This is a genomic window from Dactylosporangium fulvum (assembly GCF_025137375.1).
In the GTDB taxonomy this organism is placed as follows: Bacteria; Actinomycetota; Actinomycetes; order Mycobacteriales; family Micromonosporaceae; genus Dactylosporangium; species Dactylosporangium fulvum.
In genome coordinates this window covers 5868399-5889677 of sequence record NZ_CP073720.1, presented here as the reverse complement: position 1 = coordinate 5889677, position 21279 = coordinate 5868399, and the positions used below count along the sequence as shown (strand labels likewise).

Sequence of the window (21279 nt, the reverse complement as noted above, 5' to 3'; positions counted from 1 at the left end):
ATGTCCGAAGAACACGACATGGAGTTGTACGACCTGAGGGTCACCGTCGACCACATCGAGGGCCGATCGGTCTGCGGGATGGCCGTCGGCGACTCCTTCGACCTGGAACAGAGCGCCCATCTGCGGCTCCCCGACGGCAAGCACTTCTGCGTGTACGCCCTCGCGGCCGTCCTGCCCTTCCTGGCGGCCAAGCAGCGCACGCTCCCGGCCGGTGACTGGCTGGAGCGCGATACCCTGTTCTGCTGCCCCGACCCGGAGGAGCGTCTCGTGATGCGCGTCGAGCGCACGCGGCGGCGCGGGATGAACTCGGCGGAGCTCACATGAGGGTGGAGTTCGGGCTCGGCGTCCAGAGCGACAAGCGTCCCGGCGACTACGCCCGCCTCGCCCGGGTGGCCGAGTCGCACGGGTTCGACGTCCTGACCGTCTTCGGCGACCTTATGTTCCAGCCGCCGATCTTCCCGCTGCTGGAGATGGCCGGCGCCACGACGCGGGTGCGGCTCGGCGCGGCGTGCCTCAACCCGTACTCCATGGCGCCCTACGAGATCGCCGGCCAGGTCGCCGCGCTCGACCTCGCGTCGAACGGCCGCGCCTACCTGGGGCTGGCCCGCGGTACCTGGCTCGGCGCGGTCGGCATCGACCAGCCCCGGCCGGTGGCCGCGCTCGCCGAGGCCGCCGAGGTCGTGTACCACCTGCTCGGCGGCCGCACCGACGGCTTCGACGGCAAGGTGTTCCATCTCGCGGCCGGCACCGCCCTGCGGTACCCGGTGCAGCGTCCGGACCCACCGCTGCTGATCGGTGCCTGGGGTCCCCGCGGCGCGGCGCTCGCCGGCCGGATCGCCGCCGAGATCAAGGTCGGCGGCAGCGCCAACCCGGCAATGGTCGTCGTCGTCCGCGACCGCCTGCGGGCGGGCGCCGAGCCGGTCGGCCGGTCGGCCGACGACGTGCGGATCGTGCTCGGCGCGGTCACCGTGGTCGACCGCGACGGGGCCGCCGCCCGGGCGAAGGCCCGCACCGAGGTCGCGATGTACCTGGCGGTCGTCGCCGAGCTCGACCCGACCGCCGGCGTGCCCGCCGATCTGGTGAACCGCGTCGCCGAGCTCGTCGACCGGGGCGAGCACGAGGCCGCCGGCCGGCTCGTGCCCGACGACGTGCTCGACCTCTTCGCGTTCTCCGGCACGCCGGAGCAGGTCGCGGCGCAGGCGCAGAAGCTCATCGACGCCGGCGTCGGGCGGGTCGAGTTCGGCACCCCGCACGGGCTGACCGACGACGGCGGCGTCGAACTGCTCGGCTCCGCCGTGCTGCCGCTGCTGCGACGGGAGGCCCCGTGAACGTCGACGTGATCCTCGGACCCGGGCTGGTCGCCGACCCGGACCTGGTGCGTGAACTGGCCGAGGCCGAGCTCCACGGTCTCGGCGTCGAAGGTGTCGTACGGGAAGCCGGGGACCTCGCCGCCGCGCTGGCGGAGGCGACCGGTGCCGTCGTCGCGCTGCCCGGTCCCACGCCGGCCGCCCGGCGGCTGATGACGGCGGCGGGCGACCACGTCGCGCGTACCGTGTGGCTCGACCTGACCGCGACCGGGCCGCAGCCCGTCGCGGCCGGATCCGAGCACCACCAGGGCCGCGAGATCTGGGGTGTGACCTGGGCCGTCCGGCGGGCGGTGCACCGGCTGCGGCGACCGGCACGGCGGATCGCCTACGGATCCGACCCTGAGCAGTGGGGCGAGCTGCGGCTGCCCGCCGGCACCGGCCCGGCGCCCGTCGCGGTGCTGGTGCACGGCGGTTTCTGGCGGTCGGTGTGGGGTGCCGACCTGATGGACGCGATGGCCATCGACCTGGCGGACCGCGGGTTCGCCGCGTGGAATCTCGAGTACCGGCGCCCGGACCGCCACGGCTGGGCGGCCACCACGGCCGACGTCGCCGCCGGGCTCGCGTTCGCCGCCGGCGCCGGCGCCCGCCTCGACCCGGCGCGGGTGGTCGTCTTCGGCCACTCCGCGGGCGGCCAGTTGGCGGTGCGGGCGGCTGCCGACGCGCCCGGCTCGGTGGCGGTGGTCGTCGCGCAGGCGGGTGTGCTCGACCTGGCCGAGGGGGAGCGGCGCGGGATCGGCACCGGCGCGGTCGCCGCGGCCCTGCGCGGCGATCAGGCGGCGTTGGCCGCGGCGGACCCGCTGCGGCGCCTGCCGGTGGGCGTGCCGCAGGTCGTGGTGCAGGGCCGGGCCGACGGCCTGGACCTCGTCGACATGTCCCGCCGCTACGCCCGCGCGGCCGCCGCGGCCGGCGACCGGGTGGTCCACCTGGAGCTGGCCGCCGACCACTTCGACGTCATCGACCCGCGCACCCCGGCCTGGTCGGCGACCATGGCGGCGGTCGCCGAAATTCTTACGTGAGAGTGAACACGATCTTCAGAACAGGCGCGGGGTCACCACCGACACCACGGTGGTGACCCCGTCGGTGTCGTTGTAGAGCCGGTGCGGGGTGCTCGACCGCAGGTGCACGCTGTCGCCCGGGTAGAGCCGGTGCTCGATGCCGTTGACCTCGTAGAGCAGCTCGCCGGAGACCACGTAGGCGAACTCCTCGCCGGCGTGGCCGTAGGCCTCCTCGCGCCGGCCGCCGGGCGCGATGTGCACGACCATGGGCTCGAGCACCAGCTGCGGCCCGCGGTCGGAGAGCATGCGGTAGGTGGTCTGGCCGGAGACGTACTCGGTGGCGCCGTTCTGGGCGCGGGTCAACGTGAAGTGGTCGGGCGGGCTGTCGACGGGTGCCGTCGGCTGGGCCTCGTGATCCTCCTCGTGGAAGAAGTCGGCGACCGGCCGGTCGAGCGCGGCGGCCACCCCGTTGAGGGCGGTCAGGCCGATCGCCGAAATGCCCCGCTCCACCTGCGAGAGAAACCCGATCGACAAGCCGGACTGGGTGGCCAGACCCCGCAGGGTCAGCCCGCGCTCCTTGCGGAACTGCCGCATGCGGGCACCGACCAGGACCTGACCGTTGCTCTCGACGTGGTCGAGTTTTGCCGTCGTGCGCACGTCCGAACCTCCTGCCAAAACTTGTTCGATCCTATCGAACTTGTCCCGGTGGTGAAGAGGCCCCAACGGCTGATCTGCATGCCGGTCGAGCGCACAACGAGGCAGTCCGGCACCGGCGTCCCCGTGCCGTGCCCGTGGTGATCCGCGCAATACTCGTGCCGCCTACCGAAGCCTCGGCCGTAACGTACGGGACCATGGTCCAGGCACTCTCGTCGCGTGAGCGGCACATCGGCGTCACGTTGCTTCCCCTGGGCCTGGTCTTCCTCGTCGTCGGCGTCTCGACCGCGTTGGTGTACCCGTTCCTCGCGCTGTTCCTGAGCACCGAGGTCCGCGCCAGCCCGCTGCGGGTCACCGTGTTCCTGATCGTCGCGCCGCTGTCCGGTGTGCTGGTGTCCTCGGTGACCGCGCGGCTCTCCGACCGCCGGGCGATACGCCGCGGCCTGCTGATCGCCGCGGCGCTGGCCGGTTGCGCGGGCTCACTGGCCACCGCGTACGTGCGCGACTACTGGATCCTGCTCGGCCTGGCGGTGACCGCCACCGCGCTGGCCGGCGCGCTGTTCCCGCAGGCCTTCGCGTATGCCCGCGAGGTGCTGCTGCGCGACAACCCGGCCCGGGCCACCATGGGCATCAGCAGCCTGCGCACGGTCTTCTCGGTCGCCTGGGTGGCCGGGCCACCGCTGGGTGCGGCGCTGCTGCAGGCCGGCGGCTTCCAACTGGTGTACGGCATCGCGGCGGCCACGTACCTGGTGGCGGCCGCGGTCGCGATCTTCTGGCTGGAACCGCTGGACGGGCGGCCGGTCCTGCCCGAGCCCACCGCGGACCGGCCGGACCCGGCAGCGCCGCACGCCCCACGATGGAAGCTGCTCGTGCTGGCCGCCGCGTTCACCCTGCTGCAGTGCCCGCTCACCCTGGGCGCCCAGGCGCTGCCGCTGTTCACCAGCCGCGACCTGGGCGGCCAGATCAGTGACGCGGGCCTGCTGCTCGGCCTGTGCGCGGCGCTGGAGATCCCGCTCATGCTGCTGTTCGGCTGGCTGTCCACCCGGATCTCGCTGCGCCCGCTGATCCTGGCCGGGGCGGCCTTCGGGGTGACGTACTACGGCATCGCCACCGTGGCCGGCGCGGTCTGGGTCCTGCTCGTCGCGCAGGTGGTGAACGCGCTGTTCATCGCGGCGGTGACCGGGCTCGGCATCAGCTTCATGCAGGACCTGTTGCCGGCCGAGCCGGGCCGGGCCACCACGCTGTTCACCAACACGTTCCCGATCGGGGCGATGCTCGCCGGTCCGCTGTTCGGGGTGGCGCAGCAGTTCGGGTTCCGGCTGGCCTTCGGCATGAGCACGGCGCTGTGCGCGGGCGGGCTGCTGTTGCTGCTGGTCGTCCGGAACGGCCGTGCGCCACGGCCCGCCTGACCGCCTATTGCCAAGGCGACGCCGGACCGGTGTGGGCGGGCCGGCGGTGCAGGTCGGGCCGGTGGCCACCGTCTTCCGCCTCGCGTCAGCGTGAGACGGCCCGGACCCTGGGTCACCCGGTCCGCGCCTGGTAGGCCGCGCGACTGGCCTCGATGTGCGGGACGTGCTCGATGGCCCATCCGGCGAGAGCCAGCGCGGGCGGGAGGAGGCTCTTGCCGGTAGGGGTCAGCGCGTATTCCACCCGTGGCGGGACCTCCGCATGAACCGTCCGGGCCACCAGGCCGTCGCGCTCGAGGTTCCGGAGGGTCAGCGTCAGCATGCGCTGGGATATCCCCGGTATCTGCTGGTGCAGATCGGTGAAGCGCAGCGTGCGTTGATCGAGGGTCGCCACGATCAGCAGTGTCCACTTGTTGCAGATCTGATCGAGGATCGCGCGGATCGTCCGGCCCCCGTCGCCCCGAATCATGCAGGTGTGCTCGTACTCCGACATGACAACCCCTTGTGCGTCACGCACACGCGTGTGCCTTTTGTAAGCCCTCCAATAGTGACGCATCATGTGGTTACTTACGGCCGGTAACCGTCCTGGTTACCGGCATGTTCGTCCGCAAAGGGGCCGTCATGGAAGTCGGGTACTGGATCGTCGCCGCGCTGCTGGCGGTGTTCTACCTTTATGCCGGAGGCAAGAAGGTCGCCCAGAGCCAGGAGCAACTGCGGCCCATGATGGGCTGGGTCGATCAGATCCCCATGTCGCTGGTCAGGACCATCGGGCTGCTGGAGATCCTCGGCGCGGCCGGCCTGATCCTGCCACCGTTGAGCGGGATCGCGCCCTGGCTCGCCATCGCAGCGGCGATCGGCCTCGTCCTGATCCAGGTCGGTGGCATCGCGGTCCACCTGTCGCGCGGCGAGGCCCGGCTGATCGGCCTCAACATCGGCCTCCTCGCGGCCGCAGCCGCGGTCGCCTGGCTGGGCACCGTCTGGCTCTGAACCGGCGTAGGTGTTCTCGACCGGGATCGTCTTCGCCAGGCGTGACGTCTGCTGTGCGACATGGTCGGCCTGGGGGATGCCGCAGCGGCGGAGGCCGGCTCGGCTGCGTGGGCCTTGGCGGCCAGGACCCGGTCCGGGCGGCATTGCCGGCGGCGTGCCGGTGAGTGCCTGCCAGGGGGTGTGCTCGGCGGGCATGTCCCGTCGCGGTGTACCGAGCCGTGCCGGCCGGCGTCGATTGGCTGCCGCGTGTTCCGCTTCGGTGGACGACGCTGCCCGGGTGCCGTGGGCAGCAGCGGGAGCGCGTCGGTCAGGTCCTGCCGCCGGCTCGTTTGTGCGCGCTGGCTCGTCGGCCTCTCCGTCGCGTCGGCCGATCCGTGTTAACGGTCGGGACATTTCCGACATCTTGGTGCATTGACGGTCGACGATGGAATCCGATTTCATGATCGCGGAGACTTGTGGCTGCCAGGCGGCGCAAAGCCTTCGCGATCATGTCGAGTTGACCGATTGAACCTCGATACTCATCAATGTTATCCCGGTATTCGGTCACGGCGCCTGCCGACGCGGCGTTGAGGTGCCTCGTGACGACCGGCCGCTACGCTCACGGCACGGCGGGTGGATCGTGAGGCCGGTCGCCGGCACAGTTGGCCGGGTCGTGGCCCTTGAGTGCCGGCCACATCACTTACGCCGTTGAGGTTCCGGGGCCGTAGCCGGGCAGGCGGACGGCGTGCGGCCACGAGGTCTGACGGGAAGCCGGGTGGTCCCTGGATCCGCAACCATCGCTGCCGCCATTCGCGTGCCGCCTGCGCCGGCACTCCACACCGGCGCCCTCATCGGTGTGGCGCAGTTCTTCGCCGCGCAGCTGGGTGATCCCACGCTGCTCGACGCGATGCACGGGCCGCAGGAGTCCAACCCGATCGCCGCGCGGCAGGTGCGCTCGGACAGGCCCGGGAGCTGATGGGCGAGGTCCGCTACGGCGAGGCGAGGCAGTTGCTGTCGAGCACCCTCGCCGAGACGCGCGGGTTTGAAGGGCCGGCCGTGGACAGGAGTGTTGCTTCCAGCTCGGCGACGCGGCCGCGGCGCTCGATGTCGGGCAGGCTGAGCCGGCGGCCGCCCTGGCCGAACGGCACGCCGACCTGCTGATGGCGGCCGGTCAGGCGCGGCAGGCGGCGGCGTGGCGACGCCACGCCCACCTGGTGCGGTCGGGGGAGCCGCTGAACCGGGTCGTGGTGGTGGTCGACGGCGACGAGTACGAGCTCCACGACCTGCCCGGCGGCGGAGTGTTGCGGGGCGGGTTCGTCTTCCGGCGCAACCGCAACCACCGGCACGTGACCACCGCCGCGGCGGGCGGGGTGGCCAGGAACCGGATGCTCAGCGCGGCTCCGGTGTCACCGGGCCGGTCTCGTAAGCCATGATGACCGGCTGCGCCCGGTCCCGGGCGGCGAGCCTGCTCGGTCTCAGCCGTCGCGACGAGTCCCGGCCCGGACCGTGCGGAGCAGGAAGCCGCGCAGCACGAGCTCCCGGCCGCCCGTCTCCGCAGCCACGTCGATCTTCTCGACCTCCGTGCCGACCCACGCCGGCTCGGGGAAGCCCGCCCGCAGAAACGCCTCGGTCACGCCCCAGCCATGGCCCGCCTCCGGCGACACCGCCAGCACGAAGACGGTCCCGCCCGGCGCGGCGAGGCCCGGCAGGAGCGCGAGGTAGTCGTCCACCTCGCCGCCGCCGCGCCGGTGGAGGCTGTGCAGCAAGCCGGAGTCGAACACCGAGTCGAACGGCGCCGTCGGCAACGACAGGGCCGTGGCGTCCTGGACCTCGAAGCGCACCGCCAGGCCCTCGCGGGCGGCCTTGGCGCGGGCCGTGTCGATCGCCACGTGCGAGATGTCGACCGCCGTCACCTCGTAGCCGCGGCGGGCGAGGGCGAGCGCGAGATCGCCTGTGCCGCAGCCGACGTCGAGCACCTTCGGCCCCTGCACCCCGCCGTTGAGCACCGCCGCGAGTGCCGGCTGCGGACCACCGATGTCCCAGGGCGGCCCGCCCGAGCCGGCGGTGTCGCGGTAGAGCTCGTCGTAGTCGGTGTCATAGGGCCTGTCGCCGGCAATGTCGGCGTTGTGTGCGTTCACCGCAAACCTCCGGTGCGTCTGGCTCGCCGGTCGTGCAACTGGAAGCGTACCGGCGATCGCTCGCAGGACCGCTGAGCGAGGGGGAGATGCCGGTGGCGGCGCGCACGGGCGGCCGCCGAACGCCGTCGAAACCGGCCCGGAGGGGGCAGGGCGGCGGAGAAGGCCGGGAGCGGCCCGAAGGCAGCCCCCGGCCCGGGATGCCGGACGACGCGCAGCCAGCCGCTACCGCGGCCGCTCGTCCTCGGTGGGGCGCAGGACGTATCCGGTGTACTTGTAGTCCGCGCCATGCTCGTGGCGCAATGCGATCTCGATTCGACTCTGCGCGACCGCTTCGGCCATTGCCGGGTCGCTGGTGTCGGTCACGTCGAGCCGGGCCGCGAGCGGTGTGTAGTACTCGTCGAACCAGTCGGCGTCCGGCACCGCCAGCACGGCCACGACCGTGTACCCGGCCGCGTGTGCAGCCGCGGTGTTCCGCGTGGTGTCGCGCAGCGGTTCCGCCGCCCAGAATGCGCGTGCGGCCTCCGACGGGGTGCCGGTCGCCCATTCGCATTCGGTCACGACGAGGACGCCGCCGGGTGCGAGCAGCCGTTTCCAGTCACGCAGGGCGGTGTCGAAACCGATGTTGTACGCCGACCCCTCCGCCCAGATCACGTCGAAGCTTCCGTCGGGGAAGGGCAACCGCGCCATGGAGGCGTTGACGGTGTCGATCGCGTCGGCGAGGCCGCGCCGGCTCGCCGCGGCGGCCAGCTCTTCCAGGAACGGCTGGTGTGTGTCGACGGCGGTGACGTGCGCGCCGGCCTCGGCGGCGAGCAGCAGCGCTGACCGGCCCGGCCCGCAGCCCAGGTCGAGCGCGCGAGGGTGAGCCGGCAGTGGACCGGCGAGCTCCAACAGTCGGCGGGTCGTGGTGTCCGAGCCCGGCGCCTGCCGGGGCAGGCCGTGGTGCAGGGTGAAGAACGCGGTCATGAAGTCGCTCATTGCCTGGCAGATTCCTTGTCCTTGAGGGAGGTCAAGGGCTCCGCTGCGCGCCCGATGACGACGTGGCGCAGTGACGGCGTGTTGTGGCGGCGGTGACGCGAGCGTCAGCGCGGTGCGGCAGCGCGCCGTCGGTTCGGAGCCCGGAAGGTGAGGATGGTCGGTGCGCTGCGCACGAGGGCAGCGGCCTGCACGGCGGCCATCAACTCGCCTCCTTCAGGGAATCTCCCGTCCACCTCGTCCGGTGGACGACCTTCGAGCAGTCGACGGCGGACGCGCCGTCTCCCGGCAGACTGTAGCAGGCATCCCTTTAGCCTGCCGTCCAGGAACGGAGCTTGTCGGGGTTGAGGACTGCCCAGATGTGCTTGATCCGGTCGCCGGTGACGTCGAACGCCAGCACGGCCACGGTGACGCCGTGCCGCTGGGTCACCAGGCCGGGCTGGCCGTTGACCGTACGCTCCAGAATCGTCACGCCGGGTGCCGTGTCGGCCCGGCCGGCGAAGAAGCGCGCGACCTGCTCGGCGCCCTCGATCGGGCGGAGTTCGGCTCTGACGAGGCCGCCACCGTCGCCGGTCGCCGTGGCGTCGGGGTCGAGAAGGCCGATGAGAGCGTTGATGTCCTTGGCCGCCCAGGCCAGCTTGAAGTCTCGGACGATGCCGGCGTGCCGGGCTGCCGGGGTCGCTGGAGGCTGCGCCACGCGAATGCGGCGGCGGGCCGATGAGGCCAGCCGGCGGCACGCCGCCGGCGTACGGCCGACGATCTCGGCCACTTCAGGGAAGGGGTACCGGAAGACGTCGTGGAGGATGAACGCGACCCGCTCGGCCGGCGTCATCGATTCGAGCACGACGAGGAAGGCCATGTTGACCGACTCGTCGAGGGTGACCCGGTCGGCCGGGTCGGCGGTGGTGCTGTCCGGCCGCCCGCTGACCCACTCCGTGGGTTCGGGCAGCGGCTCGGGGATCCATTCGCCCACGTAGCGCTCCCGCCGGACCCGTGCCGAGCCGAGCAGGTCCAGGCAGATGCGACCGGCGACCGTCGTCAGCCAGGCGCCGGGCGACTCGATGGCGTCCTGCTGCTGCCGGGACATGGCGTACCAGCGGGCGTAGGTCTCCTGGACGACGTCCTCGGCGTCGGCCAGGGAGCCGAGGAGCCGGTACGCGAGATTCGTCAGTTGACGCCGCTCGCTCATGATCGCGCTCAGGCTCGGCTCGGATTGCCCCGCCATGTGTCACCGGCCCCCTCGGTCGCAGCTGTTCTCACCGGTTTCGACGGGACATCCCACCGAACTGTGAGGTCGCCGCGCCGTCCAGCCGCGCCGGGTCGACCCGGGCGAGGGCCGCGGACGCGTCCAGCGCCCAGCCGGATGCGTACGCCTCGGCGAAGTCCTTCTCGCCGATCGCGGCCACGGTGCGCCGGGTCAGCTCGGCGACCTGCAGGTCGGTCCGGTCGTCGGAGCCGCGCAGCCGGGCCGCCGCGCCGAGCAGGACGGCGGCGTCGCGGTGCCGGCCGGCGAGGTCGGCCAGGCCACCGGCGACGACCGCGACTATCGCCAGGATCGGCATGTCCCGGGTCTCCACGGCCGCCGCGTACGCGGTGACCAGCGCCTGCTCGGCCCGGGCCGCGTCGCCGCGGAGCAGGCACAGCGAGGCACGCACCGAGAGGATCAGGGCCGTGGTGTGGTCGCCCGTGATGCTCAGGGAGTCGTCCTCGGACAGGCGCTGCTCGGACCGCGCCAGCAGCGCCTCCGCCCGGTCCAGTTCGCCCTGCTGCACCAGGATGCCGGCCTCCAGGGCGTCGAGCAGGATCAGCATTTCGGGCGCCGCTGAGCGCTCCGCCCGCCGACGGGCGTCGGCGAGTGTCGCCTCGGCCTCGGCGACGTCGCCGCGCCGCATGTGCAGATCGGCCCAGCGAATGTCGATGAAGACCTCGTCGCCGATGCCGAGCGAGCCGAACTCGCCCGCGAGGGACCGCGCGGTGCTGAGGTCGGCGAGCGCGCCGTCGAGGTCGCCGTCGTACTGGCGCAGCATGCCGCGCAGCGGTAGCGCGGTGGCCTGCCCCCAGCGGTCGCCGATCCGGCGGAAGCCGTCCAGTGCGGCCGTCACGTGCCGGTGCACCGCGGCCAGGTCGCCCTCGTTCTCGGCCATCTGGGCACGGAAGAGATGGCCCAGCGAGGCCAGCCAGAGGTCCGGGCCGGCGAGGATCCGATCGAGCCGTGCCTGAGCCACCTCGTTGTGGCCGGCGATGAGCAGCACCACCGCGCTGAGCGCGCCCGCCGGGCCGGGAATCTCGTCGTGGCGCGCGAGGCGCCGCCCGAGGTCCGCGGATCGGGCGCGGCGCTGCTCGTACGACTCGGTGATCATGTCGCTCTCGGCACCCATCCGGCTGAGCACCAGCACGGCCTCGGCGCAGTCGACGTCGACCGGGGCGCGCTCGCCCGGCGTCGCCAACGCCTCACGCAGCCAGTACGTCGCGTCGGCGTGGCGACCGAACATCTGCCAGTACCAGCACAGGTCGAGGGCGAGACGGAGGGCCGCGGCGCCGTCGCCCGAGTCGCAGCAGTGGCGCAGGGCGGCGAGCACGTTGTCGTACTCGGCGCCCAGCACCCGCAGCGCCGTCATCTGGCCGGCTGTGCGCAGCCGAGGGTCGTATTCGGCCACCAGCGCGGCGAAGTGACGGGCGGCGAGCACGCGCACGTGATCGAGCGTGCCGACTGCAGCGAGCCGGTCGATGCCGTACTCGCGCAGTGTCTCCAGCATCCGGTAGCGCCCCGGCTCCGGCGCCAGCTGCAGCAGCGACCGGTCGACCAGGGCGGCGAGCAGGTCCGGGAGCGCGCCGGGGTGCACGGCGGTGCCGGCGCAGACCGCGGACGCGGCGTCCACGGTGATGCCGCCGGAGAGCACGGCGACCCGTTCGGCCACCACCCGCTCGTCGTCGCCGAGCAGGTCCCAGCTCCACGCGATCACCGCACGCAGCGTGCGGTGCCGGGGCACGGCCGTCCGGCTGCCGGTGGTGAGCATCCGGAACCGGTCGGAGAGCCCGGCGGCCAGCTCGGGCAGCGAGAGCGTGCGCAGCCGCGCGGCCGCCAGCTCCAGGGCGAGCGGCAGTCCGTCGAGGCCCCGGACCACCTGCACGACGTCGCCGACGGTGGACTCGTCCACGGCGAATCCGGGCCGCACCGCGGCGGCCCGTTCGCCGAAGAGGCGCACGGCGGGCGCCCGGCGAGCCGCTGCCGCGTCGGCGTCCGCCTCGGGCAGGCCGAGCGGGCCGAGCGGGACCAGCGCCTCGCCGTCGACCGCGAGTGGCTCCCGGCTGGTCGCCAGCACCCGCAGCCCTGGACAGCGCACCAGCAGGGTCGTGGTGAGCCGGGCGACCGCCTCGATGAGATGCTCGCAGTTGTCGACCACGAGCAGGCTCTGGTGCCCGGCGAGCTGGTCGGCGAGCACGTCGACGTCGCTGCCGCCCTCGGCGCGCACCCGGCCGGAGCCCTCGAACAGGGCCGACCCGCGCAGCCCGACCGTCGTGATGACGGCGGCGCCCACCTTGGCCGGCTCGGTGACCGACGCCAGGTCGATCACCCAGGTGCCGTCCGGGTGTTCGCCGAGGCGGCGCCGGGCGGCCTCGACGGCGAGCCGGGTCTTGCCCGCCCCGCCCGTGCCCAGCACGGTGACCAGACGCCCGGTGCTGAGCAGGGCGTCGATCCGGGCCAGGTCGTCCTCCCGGCCGATGAAGCTGGTCAACGGCTCGGGAAGGTTGCTGGGCGCAGCGGCGCCGGGCGCCCGCTCATCGCCCGCGGGACCGGAGCGCAACAGGCGCACGTGGCGTTCGCGCAGCGCGGAGCCCGGGTCGGCGCCGAGCCGGTCGGCGAGGTCCGTGCGGAGCCGCTCGAACACCGCGAGCGCCTCGCCCTGCCGGCCCTGCGCGGTGAGCACATCCATCAAGAGGGCGGCCGCCCGCTCGTGGAGCGGCTGCTCGGCGAGCAGCGCGGCCAGCCGGGCGGAGGCCGCATCGTGCCGGCCCACCGCCAGCTCCGCCTCGGCGAGGTCGGTGGCGGCCTCGGTGACCAGTTGCTTGAGCCGGGCCGTGACGGCCGGCGCGACCGCGGCGGCCTCGGCCGCGACCGGGCCGCGGCCCAGCGCCATGGCCTCACCCAGCAGCGTCGCGGCCCGCTCCAGGTCGCCGGCCCGCAGCCGCTGCCGGCCCTCGGCCGCCAGGCGCTCGAAGCGCAGGACGTCCACGTCGGCCGGCTCGACGCCGAGCCGGTAGCCGCCGTCGTTCTGGACCACCGCGTCGGCGGAGCCGAGCACCCGCCGCAGCCGCGAGACCAGCGACTGCAGGGCGTTCGCCGGGTCGGACGGACCGTCCTGCGGCCAGAGCGCCTCGGCCAGGACGCCGGCGTCGAGCGGGCGACCGCCGGCCAACGCGAGGCGGGTGAGCAGCGCGCGCAGCCGGGCACCGGGCACCGCCACCGGCGCGCCACCCAGCCGTACCTCGAGCGCGCCGAGCAGCGACACCCGCATGCGGTCGTCGTCGTGCTCCCTCACGCGACGATCCTCCCCCGGGAGCGTTCCGGCGCCCATACCGCCCCTGGTCGTCGTCCTGCCGGCCGCGGCTCCCGCGCGAGCCCGGCCCTCCGCCGATGCCGCCCTGGCCGGCTGCGGCGTGGTTCCGCGGTGACGAGCGCTGGAACGACTACACCGTCTACACGTCGGCGGACGGGGTGAGCTACCGCAACGTCAACGCCGGCCGCAGGTCTACGACCGGTCGGCGGAGATCGTCAGCGAGTGGCACCAGTACGACACGTCTCGCGCAGTTCCCCGACGTAGCCGGATATTCCTATAAGTAAGATAGGATATTCGACGCAACTCCCATCATTTGGGAGCCTGTCCGGGGCGGCTGGACCGCGGCCGGTCACGACGCCAGCGCGTGGCGGATCGCCTCGGTCACCAGCGGCAGCAGTTGTGGTGAGGCGGTCTCGGCGGCGCGGACGTGCAGCGGCTCGGGCGACACCGCGGGCAGGTCGTCGCGGCGTTCCAGGCCCTCCGGTGTCGGGCCGGGGTTCGCCAGCAGGGCCACGCCCAGTCCGGCCCGCACCGCGTTGAGCACGCCGGCCAGGTAGCCGGCCTCGGCCACGATCCGGTGCCGCCGCCCGGCCTCGGTGAGGGTCTGCACCGCCTTGCGCCGCACCGTGCACGGGCCGTCGATGACGACCAGCGGGATCGCGCGGGACCGTGCCGGGGGCGCCCAGCCGGGTGCGGCGTACCAGTGCAGCGGCAGCAGGCCGGCCTTGACGCTGCCGGGCCGCGCGCTGCCGAGCAGGACGGCGACGTCGACGGTGCCGTGGTCGAGGCCCTCGTGGAGGTTGGCGCCCCGGTCGAGCCGGAACCGGAGTTGTACTTCCGGCAGGGCGGCCCGGAACGCCTGGGTCACCTGGGGCAGCAGGTGCTCGGCGGCGTGCTCGGTGGCGCCGACGACCACCGTCGCCGCGTCGTCGTCGCCGAACCGGGTCACGAGCGCGTCGTGCACGGCCAGGAGCTGACGGACTTCGGCGAGCAGCAGTTCGCCGTCGGGGGTGAAGCGCATCGTGCGGCCTTTCGGCTCCAGCAGGCAGCGGCCGAGCATCGACTCCAGCTTGCGGACGTGCTGGCTGACCGTGGACTGGGACACATGCAAGGCCTCCGCGGCCCTGCGGTATCCGCCACAGTCGGCGATGGCCGTGAGCGTGCGCAGTGCGGTTATGTCTAGGTCTGTCGGCATTTCGGTCCTCCGCTGTCCGTACCGATCGCAGAACCCGATCGGAGATGATCGCGCTTCGTCGTTGGACAACGCCTCTATTCTCTATCAACCTGGTAGGTATGCTTCACTTGCTGCGTCCGCTTCTCGCCCAGTGGCGTGCCACCAACTTCGGGATGGCCGACTCCGCGCTGTGTCGCGGCCGCTGAACGACGCGAGTCTCACCGGCGCGAGGCCCGACCACCGCTGACCGATCACGGAGCGGGCAGCGCCGGCATCATCACATCCCTCACCGGACCCGGCCCTCGGGCGGGGCGGTTCGACGTGCGAATAGGAGTCCGATGTCCGCAGTGCAGAGCAGCCCGGTGGTCGCCTGGGACGAGCCCGGGTCGCTCGCCCCGCGCGGGACCCTGGTCGTCGTGCCCGGCCGGGGCGAGAACCCCGGCGTCTACCAGCGGTTCGGCGCCCGGCTGGCGTTCGACGCGTACCGGGTGCGAGCCGTGCCCGACCCGACCCGCGACCCGGACGGGGTCCGCGAAGTGATCCGCGAGCTGCTGGGCGACCCCGCCGTCGCGGGACCCCGGGTCCTGGTCGGCTCGGACGCCGGGGCCCAGTTCGCGGCCTGGCTGGTCGCGACGGGCCAGGTCGAGGTCGACGGGCTCGTGCTCGTCGGGCTCCCGGCGCCGAACTCGGCAACCGGCGCGGTGACGTGGGACGAGGAACTGGAGGCGCGCACCGCCTGCCCGACCCACCGCGGCCGGCTGGACGCCGACCCGGCCCTCGAACGCGGCGCGTTGACCCGTCCCGTGCCCCGGGACTGGTTCGCTGACGGCGATCTGTCCCGGATCGCGGTCCCTGTGCTGGGTCTGCACGGGGAGAGCGACACGGTCAGCCCGCTGCCGGCGGCGCGCGAGCGCTACCGGGCCGCTCACCGCGCGACGCTGGTGACGATCGCCGGCGGCCGGCACGACGCTCTCAACGACGCCTCGCACCGCACCGCCGCCGCGTCGGTGGTGCTCTTTCTGGAGCGGCTGCGGCTCGGCGCCGCGCTGCCCGCCATCGCCACGACCGAGACGTTCGACCGGCTGGTGCTCATCGAGCCCGGCGAGCTGGCGGTGGCCCTGGACGGCCCGCACCCGCCGCTGGTGCTCGACGTGCGGTGGGCGCTGGGTGACCCGGACGGGCGCCTGCACTACCGGGCGGAGCACATCCCGGGCGCGGTCTTCGCCGACCTGGACACCGAGCTCGCCGACCGGCCCGCGCCCGGGCAGGGGCGCCACCCGCTGCCCGAGGTCGGGCGGCTGCAGGAGGCCGCGCGCGGCTGGGGGCTGGCCGAAGGGCAACCGGTGGTGGTCTACGACGCCAACGGCGGCCAGTCCGCGGCGCGGGCCTGGTGGCTGCTGCGCTGGGCCGGGGTGGCCGACGTGCGGATCCTCGACGGCGCCCTGGCCGGCTGGACGGCCCGCGGCCTGCCGCTGGCGACCGGTGACGTCCGGCCCGAGCCCGGCGACGTCGTGCTCTCCGCCGGCCACCTGCCGGTCCTCACCGCCGACGAGGCCGCCGCGCTGCCCGGGAACGGGGTGCTGCTCGACGCACGGGCGCCGCAGCGGTACCGCGGCGAGGTGGAGCCGGTGGACCCGCGGGCCGGTCACATCCCCGGCGCGGTCAACGCACCGGCGTCCGCCAACCTCGACGCCGACGGGCGTTTCCTGAGCCCCGAGCGCCTGCGCGAGCACTACGCCGCGCTCGGCACCACCCCGGGCCGCCCGGTCGGCGTCTACTGCGGGTCCGGTGTCACCGCGGCCCACGACATCGCCGCACTGGCGGTCGCCGGCATCGACGCGGCGCTCTACCCCGGCTCGTGGTCGGCATGGTCGAGCGACCCGGAGCGGTCGGTCGCCACCGGGCCGGAGGCAGCACCCAACGCAGAAGGAGCCGACCGATGACCGTCGAGTTCGTCAGCCAGGTCCACGTCCGTGACTCCTCCGACCTCTTTCCCAAGCCGGGCAACGACATCGACGTCCCGTTCCTGCGGCGGTACGCGGACGCGCTGGAGGAGGCGGGCTTCGACTACACGCTCGTGCCGTACGGCTCCCGAGGCTTCAGCGCGCTCGGGGTCGCCGACGCCCTCAGCCAGCTCACCGAGCGGATCAAGCTGATCGTCGCGCTCCGCCCCAACATCCTGCACCCCACCGCGGCGGCGCAGGCACTGGCCACCCTCGACCAGCTCAGCGGCGGCCGCGCACTGGTACATCTGATCTCCGGCGGCAACCAGGCCGAGCAGGCACGCCAGGGCGACTTCCTCACCAAGGCGGAGCGCTACGAGCGGACCGCGGAGTTCATCACGATCCTGCGCCGCGCCTGGACCGAGGCCGGGCCGTGGAGCCACGACGGCCCCTTCTTCCGCTTCGACGACCTGGTCAGTGAGTTCAAGCCGGTCAACGGCACGATACCGATCTCCTTCGGCGGCTCCTCGCCGGAGGCCTACCGGGTCGGCGGTGCGCTCGCCGACATCTACGGGCTGTGGGGTGAGCCGCTCGCCGATACCGCCGAGCAGATCGCCTCGATCACGGCCGGCGCGCAGGCCGCCGGCCGCGACGGCATCCCGCGCATCTGGGTGACGTTCCGGCCCATCATCGCGCCGACCGAGGAGCAGGCGTGGGAGAAGGCACACACGATCCTCGGCGCGCTCAAGGCACACCGCACCGGGGCCGCCGCCCCGCCGCCGGAGAACGCCGGCTCGCAGCGCCTGCTCGCCGCGGCCGCCGCCGGTGAGCTGCACGACCGGGCGCTGTGGACACCGGTGGCCGCCGCGACCAACGCGCAGGGCGCTTCGACCGCGCTGGTCGGCACCCCGGAGACCGTCGCCCAGGCGATCCTCGACTACGTCGACCTCGGCGCGTCGATCGTCTCGATCCGCGGCTACGACAACCTCAACGACGTGGTCGACTACGGCCGCCACCTGCTGCCGCTGGTCCGTGCGGAGCTGGCCCGCCGGGCCGATCCGCCGCTGGTCCCGTCACCGCCCGCCGGGTCCGTCGCGGTCGGCGTCTGAGGGGAGCGAAGATGTCGTCGACCAAGAAGCTCACGCTCGCCCTGCAGATTCTGGGCATCGGGGTCAACTCGGTCGCCTGGCGGCTGCCCGGCAGCCCCGCGGAGCGCCTCTACGACCTCGACCTGTTCACCGAGGTCGCCGAGCGCGCCGAGGCCGCGAAGATCCACACGCTGTTCCTGTCGGACGGGCTGACGACGAGCGCCCACAAGCCGAGCGGGCACTTCGAGCCGATCACGTTCCTCACCGCGCTGGGTGCGCGGACCCGCCACATCGGCCTGGTGCCGACGGTCTCCACCACCTACACCGAGCCGTTCAACCTGGCCCGCCAGCTCGCCTCGGTGGACCACCTGACCAGGGGACGCGCCGGGTGGAACATCGTCACCTCGGCCTGGGGTGAGGAGAACTTCGGGCTCCCGCCGCTGGCCCACACCGACCGCTACCGGCGGGCGCACGAGTTCGTCCAGGCGGCGATCGCGCTGTGGGAGAGCTGGGAGGCCGACGCGCGGGTCTTCGACCGCGAGAGCGGCGTGAGCGTGCGGCACGGCGCGGTGCGGCAGACCGACTTTGTCTCGGAGCACTTCCGCATCAAGGGGCCGCTGAACATCGACCGTGCCCCGCAGGGACGCCCGTTCCTGTTCCAGGCCGGCTCGTCGGCCGACGGGCTGCGGCTGGGCGCCGCGTACGCCGACGCCATCTTCGCCGCCCACCCGGACGAGCGCGACGGCGTCGAGTTCTACCAGACGTTCAAGGGCCACGTCTCCAACGCGGGGCGCGACCCGGACAGCGTCAAGGTGATGCCCGGCCTCTACGCGATCATCGGCGAGTCGTCGCAGCACGCCCGCGAGATCGCCCAGCAGCTCGCGGAGCTCGCGGGCACGGCCGACTTCGCCTCCCAGCGCCGCAACTTCGAGCGCGCGGGCTTCGGCGAGACCGACCTGTCGGACCTCGATCCGGACAGGCCGATCCCGGTGGACCGCCTGCCCGACCCGAAGACCGTTCAGGGCCGCCGTTCGCGCTACGAGATCTACCGCAAGTACGTGCTCGAAGGCAGCCGGACGCTGCGCGAGATGGTGCTCGAGTTCAACGCGTCGGGCTCCGGCCACTGGGCCCCGGTCGGGTCGGCCGAGGAGATCGCCGACCAGATCGAGTCGCGCTTCGCCTCCGGCAGCGCCGACGGGTTCGTCCTCTCGCCCCAGCACTTCCAGGGCTACCGGCTGCTCACCGACCGGCTCGTGCCGGAGCTGCAGCGCCGCGGCCTGTTCCAGACGGCGTACACCGGCCGGACGTTCCGCGAGAACGTCTTCGGCCCGGCGACCTAGTCCGACCCATCCACTCGACCAACCACGAAAGGTCCATAGGTGTCCCAGCATCGCAACCGCGGGGTAACGGCTCTCGGCGGGGCCTTCCTGCTCTCCCTGGTCCTCACCGCCTGCGGCTCGGGCAGCTCGGACGGCGGCGCGTCGTCCGGAGGCGACGCCGGCCCACCGCGGGCCGGAGGCTCGATCATCTACGGCATCAGCGCGGACCCCATCTGCGTCGATCCGAACCAGACCGACCTCACCGCGTCGCGGGACATCGGCCGCCAGATCGCCGACTCCGTCGTCGACGCCGACCCGAAGACCGGCGAGATCAAGCCATGGCTGGCCACGTCGTGGAAGGTCAACACCAACGCCACGTCGTTCGAGTTCACCTTCCGCGACGACGTCACCTTCTCCAACGGCGAGAAGTTCGACGCGAACGCGTTCAAGACGTTCCTCGACGGCATCAAGGCGCTGGGCGGCAAGGCGGTCAACGCCTCGACCTACATCGTCGGATACGAGGGGACGACGGTCACCGGCCCGAACACCGCCACGGTGACCTTCTCGCAGCCGAACGCGAGCTTCCTGCAGGCACTGTCCACGGTGAACATGGCGGTGCTCTCGCCGAAGACCTACACCGGCACGACGCCGGCCAACCGCTGCCTCGGCAAGGAGCTCATCGGCTCCGGGGCGTTCGTCCTCGACGGGTTCGTGCCGGCGCAGAGCGTGGTGCTGACCAAGCGGTCCGGCTACAAGTGGCCCTCGCCCAACGCGAAGCACACCGGCGACGCCTACCTCGACAAGATCACGTTCCGGGTGGTGCCGGAGAACGGGCAGCGCACCGGCGGCCTCCGCTCCGGCGGCCTGCACGGTATCAACGGGGTGCCGACCCAGGACCAGACCAACCTGACGTCCGCGGGCTTCCAGCTCATCTGGGCCAACAACCCGGGCACCGTCTCGGAGTACCTGACCAACAACTCGGCGCCGATCCTCTCCGACGAGAAGGTCCGGGCAGCGGTGCAGCTCGGCATCAACAACGAGGAGGTCCGCGACACCCTTCTGCTGCCGACCTACAACGTGGCGACGAGCATCCTGTCGTCGACCACGCCCTACTACAAGAACTACGCGCAGCACATCCGCCACGACCCCGACAAGGCCAGGCAGTTGCTGGACGAGGCCGGCTGGCAGCCGGGCCCCGACGGGATCCGCGTCAAGGACGGCCGGCGGCTCAAGCTGACGGTGGTCAACGGCCAGGCCGGCGCGCCGACCCAGGACGAGCTGCGGGCGCAGCAGCTCAGGAAGATCGGCGTGGAGCTGGAGATCAAGCCGGTGTCCCGCGCGCAGATGCTCGCGTCGCTCGACACGGGGGACTACGACTTCGTTCCCTACGGCTTCACCCGCGCCGATCCCGCCGCGCTCAACATGCACTTCCGGTCGACCGGCGGCAACCCCCTGCACCTGAAGCCGTCGGAGCTGGACACCTATCTAGCCCAGGCCGACGCCGCGGCCGACACCGCGGCCCGCCAGGTCGCGGTGGACAAGGCGGCAGAGTACATCCTGCAGCACCACCTGGTGATCGTCTTCACCGAGCAGCAGATCGCCCACGCGGTCGCACCGAAGCTGCACGGGGTCGCGTTCGAGCCGGGTGTGCAGCTGACCTTCTACGACGCGTGGCTGAGCAGCTGAAATGACCGCACGCTATGTCGTACGGCGGCTGCTGCAAGGCGTCGGGGTGCTCTGGGCGGCGTACACGATCGCGTTCGTCGTGCTCTACCTGCTGCCCAGCGACCCGGTCCGGATCATGCTCTCCGGCAGCGGGGCCGAGTTCGTCGACCCGAACTCGGCCGACCTGGCCGCGTTGGAGCGCGAATACGGCTTCGACAAGCCGTTCTACCTGCAGTACCTCCATGCGGTCGGCCGGGCGCTGCGCGGCGACTTCGGCCAGTCGATCCAGCGCGGGGAGTCGGTGAGCACACTGCTCGCCGGTGCACTCGGACAGACGGCGAAACTCGCCGGGACCGCCTTTGCCATCGCCCTGGTGATCGGCCTGGCCGGATCGCTGTTCGCGGCGTTCGTCCGGAACCGGGCGGTGCGGCAGGCTCTCCTGGCCGCACCGTCGGTCGCGGTGTCGGTGCCGACCTTCTGGTCGGGCCTGCTGCTGACCCAGGTGTTCGCGTTCTCGCTGGGCTGGGTCAACGTGTTCGACGACGGCAGCGGGGGCGCCCTGCTGCTGGCCGCGGTCACCCTCGCCGTCCCGACGTCGGCGTACATCACGCAGGTGCTGTCCAAGAGCCTGCTGGCCACGCTGGGCGAGCCGTACGTCGAGGTGGTCCGTTCCCGCGGCGCCTCCGAGGCCCGGGTGGTGCTCCTGAGCGGGCTGCGCAACGCCTCCCTTCCGCTGTTCACGATGGTCGGCATGATCGTCGGCAACATGCTCGCCGGCTCCGTGGTGGTCGAGACCGTCTTCGCCCGCAGCGGCATCGGGAGCGTGACCTTCGAGGCGGTCACCGCGCAGGACATCCCGGTCGTCATGGGCGTCGTCGTGTTCGCGGCGGCCACGTTCGTCGTCATCAGCCTGGTGGTCGACCTGGTCTACCCGATCCTGGATCCGCGGGTGACGGTGTACAGCGCGCGCCGCCGGCCCAGGGCCGACCTCGCGCCGACCGAGGCGGTGGCGCCGTGACCGGTCCGGAGCGCA

Annotated in this window: 20 protein-coding genes; 12 read left to right on the top strand and 8 right to left on the bottom strand. The window is 72.8% G+C overall.

Annotated features, from left to right (window positions below; translation table 11 throughout):
* From Dfulv_RS27645 to Dfulv_RS27635, 3 genes are read left to right on the top strand one after another with little or no spacing between them, the layout of a single operon-like run.
* Positions 1-324, top strand: a complete 324-nt coding sequence (locus Dfulv_RS27645) for a TIGR04076 family protein (RefSeq protein ID WP_259856390.1) — start codon at positions 1-3, stop codon at positions 322-324.
* Positions 321-1328, top strand: a complete 1008-nt coding sequence (locus Dfulv_RS27640; RefSeq protein ID WP_259856389.1) for an LLM class flavin-dependent oxidoreductase — start codon at positions 321-323, stop codon at positions 1326-1328. The genes Dfulv_RS27645 and Dfulv_RS27640 overlap by 4 nt, the downstream gene beginning before the upstream one ends.
* A complete protein-coding gene (locus Dfulv_RS27635; protein WP_259856388.1) occupies positions 1325-2383 on the top strand; it encodes an alpha/beta hydrolase in 1059 nt (352 codons plus the stop codon). Before Dfulv_RS27640 ends, Dfulv_RS27635 begins: the two co-directional genes overlap by 4 nt.
* A gap of 15 nt (positions 2384-2398) precedes the next feature.
* Here the strand turns inward: Dfulv_RS27635 and Dfulv_RS27630 are convergent, their stop codons facing one another.
* Positions 2399-3019 (bottom strand): helix-turn-helix domain-containing protein, encoded by a 621-nt coding sequence (locus Dfulv_RS27630; RefSeq protein WP_259856387.1) that lies wholly within the window; start codon positions 3017-3019, stop codon positions 2399-2401.
* A gap of 194 nt (positions 3020-3213) precedes the next feature.
* Between Dfulv_RS27630 and Dfulv_RS27625 the strand changes: the two genes are divergently transcribed.
* Positions 3214-4425 carry a sugar efflux transporter gene (locus Dfulv_RS27625; protein ID WP_259856385.1) on the top strand — a complete coding sequence of 404 codons (1212 nt, stop codon included), beginning with the start codon at positions 3214-3216 and terminating at the stop codon, positions 4423-4425.
* Positions 4426-4537: 112 nt separating this feature from the next.
* On the opposite strand, the gene Dfulv_RS27620 is transcribed toward Dfulv_RS27625, so the two are convergent.
* Complete coding sequence (locus Dfulv_RS27620; RefSeq protein ID WP_259856383.1) at positions 4538-4915, bottom strand: winged helix-turn-helix transcriptional regulator; 378 nt, start codon at positions 4913-4915, stop codon at positions 4538-4540.
* Positions 4916-5043: 128 nt separating this feature from the next.
* On the opposite strand from Dfulv_RS27620, the gene Dfulv_RS27615 reads away from it, so the two are divergent.
* Positions 5044-5409: a DoxX family protein gene (locus Dfulv_RS27615; protein ID WP_259856381.1), complete on the top strand. Its 366-nt coding sequence runs from the start codon at positions 5044-5046 to the stop codon at positions 5407-5409.
* Between the two features lie 793 nt (positions 5410-6202).
* Positions 6203-6364 carry a hypothetical protein gene (locus tag Dfulv_RS27610; protein ID WP_259856379.1) on the top strand — a complete coding sequence of 54 codons (162 nt, stop codon included), beginning with the start codon at positions 6203-6205 and terminating at the stop codon, positions 6362-6364.
* 13 nt (positions 6365-6377) lie between these two features.
* On the opposite strand, the gene Dfulv_RS27605 is transcribed toward Dfulv_RS27610, so the two are convergent.
* Entirely contained in the window at positions 6378-6593 is a 216-nt protein-coding gene (locus Dfulv_RS27605; protein WP_259856377.1) for a hypothetical protein, read from the bottom strand.
* Between the two features lie 9 nt (positions 6594-6602).
* Here Dfulv_RS27605 and Dfulv_RS27600 point away from each other — a divergent pair, with 9 nt between their 5' ends.
* The gene (locus Dfulv_RS27600) at positions 6603-6821 is read left to right on the top strand and encodes a hypothetical protein (RefSeq protein ID WP_259856375.1); all 219 of its coding nucleotides are present in this window, start codon (positions 6603-6605) and stop codon (positions 6819-6821) included.
* Between the two features lie 42 nt (positions 6822-6863).
* On the opposite strand, the gene Dfulv_RS27595 is transcribed toward Dfulv_RS27600, so the two are convergent.
* From Dfulv_RS27595 to Dfulv_RS27575, 5 genes are all read right to left on the bottom strand, one after another.
* On the bottom strand, positions 6864-7526 hold the full coding sequence (locus tag Dfulv_RS27595) for a class I SAM-dependent methyltransferase (RefSeq protein ID WP_259856374.1): 663 nt from the start codon (positions 7524-7526) through the stop codon (positions 6864-6866).
* 222 nt (positions 7527-7748) lie between these two features.
* Positions 7749-8501 (bottom strand): class I SAM-dependent methyltransferase, encoded by a 753-nt coding sequence (locus Dfulv_RS27590; RefSeq protein ID WP_259856373.1) that lies wholly within the window; start codon positions 8499-8501, stop codon positions 7749-7751.
* A 307-nt stretch (positions 8502-8808) separates the two neighbouring features.
* Entirely contained in the window at positions 8809-9723 is a 915-nt protein-coding gene (gene sigJ / locus Dfulv_RS27585; RefSeq protein ID WP_259856372.1) for an RNA polymerase sigma factor SigJ, read from the bottom strand.
* 31 nt (positions 9724-9754) lie between these two features.
* Positions 9755-13039 (bottom strand): ATP-binding protein, encoded by a 3285-nt coding sequence (locus Dfulv_RS27580; RefSeq protein WP_259856371.1) that lies wholly within the window; start codon positions 13037-13039, stop codon positions 9755-9757.
* Between the two features lie 367 nt (positions 13040-13406).
* Positions 13407-14252 (bottom strand): LysR family transcriptional regulator, encoded by an 846-nt coding sequence (locus tag Dfulv_RS27575; RefSeq protein WP_259856370.1) that lies wholly within the window; start codon positions 14250-14252, stop codon positions 13407-13409.
* 1034 nt (positions 14253-15286) lie between these two features.
* Here Dfulv_RS27575 and Dfulv_RS27570 point away from each other — a divergent pair.
* The 5 genes from Dfulv_RS27570 to Dfulv_RS27550 are packed head-to-tail and all read left to right on the top strand — an operon-like array spanning position 15287 to position 21264.
* A complete protein-coding gene (locus tag Dfulv_RS27570) occupies positions 15287-16174 on the top strand; it encodes a sulfurtransferase (RefSeq protein WP_259868217.1) in 888 nt (295 codons plus the stop codon).
* Positions 16171-17283 (top strand): LLM class flavin-dependent oxidoreductase, encoded by a 1113-nt coding sequence (locus Dfulv_RS27565; RefSeq protein ID WP_259856369.1) that lies wholly within the window; start codon positions 16171-16173, stop codon positions 17281-17283. Before Dfulv_RS27570 ends, Dfulv_RS27565 begins: the two co-directional genes overlap by 4 nt.
* A gap of 11 nt (positions 17284-17294) precedes the next feature.
* Positions 17295-18602, top strand: coding sequence for an NtaA/DmoA family FMN-dependent monooxygenase (locus Dfulv_RS27560; RefSeq protein WP_259856368.1), 1308 nt, complete (start codon positions 17295-17297; stop codon positions 18600-18602).
* 39 nt (positions 18603-18641) lie between these two features.
* The gene (locus Dfulv_RS27555) at positions 18642-20267 is read left to right on the top strand and encodes an ABC transporter substrate-binding protein (protein WP_259856367.1); all 1626 of its coding nucleotides are present in this window, start codon (positions 18642-18644) and stop codon (positions 20265-20267) included.
* A gap of 1 nt (position 20268) precedes the next feature.
* Entirely contained in the window at positions 20269-21264 is a 996-nt protein-coding gene (locus Dfulv_RS27550) for an ABC transporter permease (RefSeq protein ID WP_259856366.1), read from the top strand.
* Positions 21265-21279 lie beyond the last annotated feature (15 nt).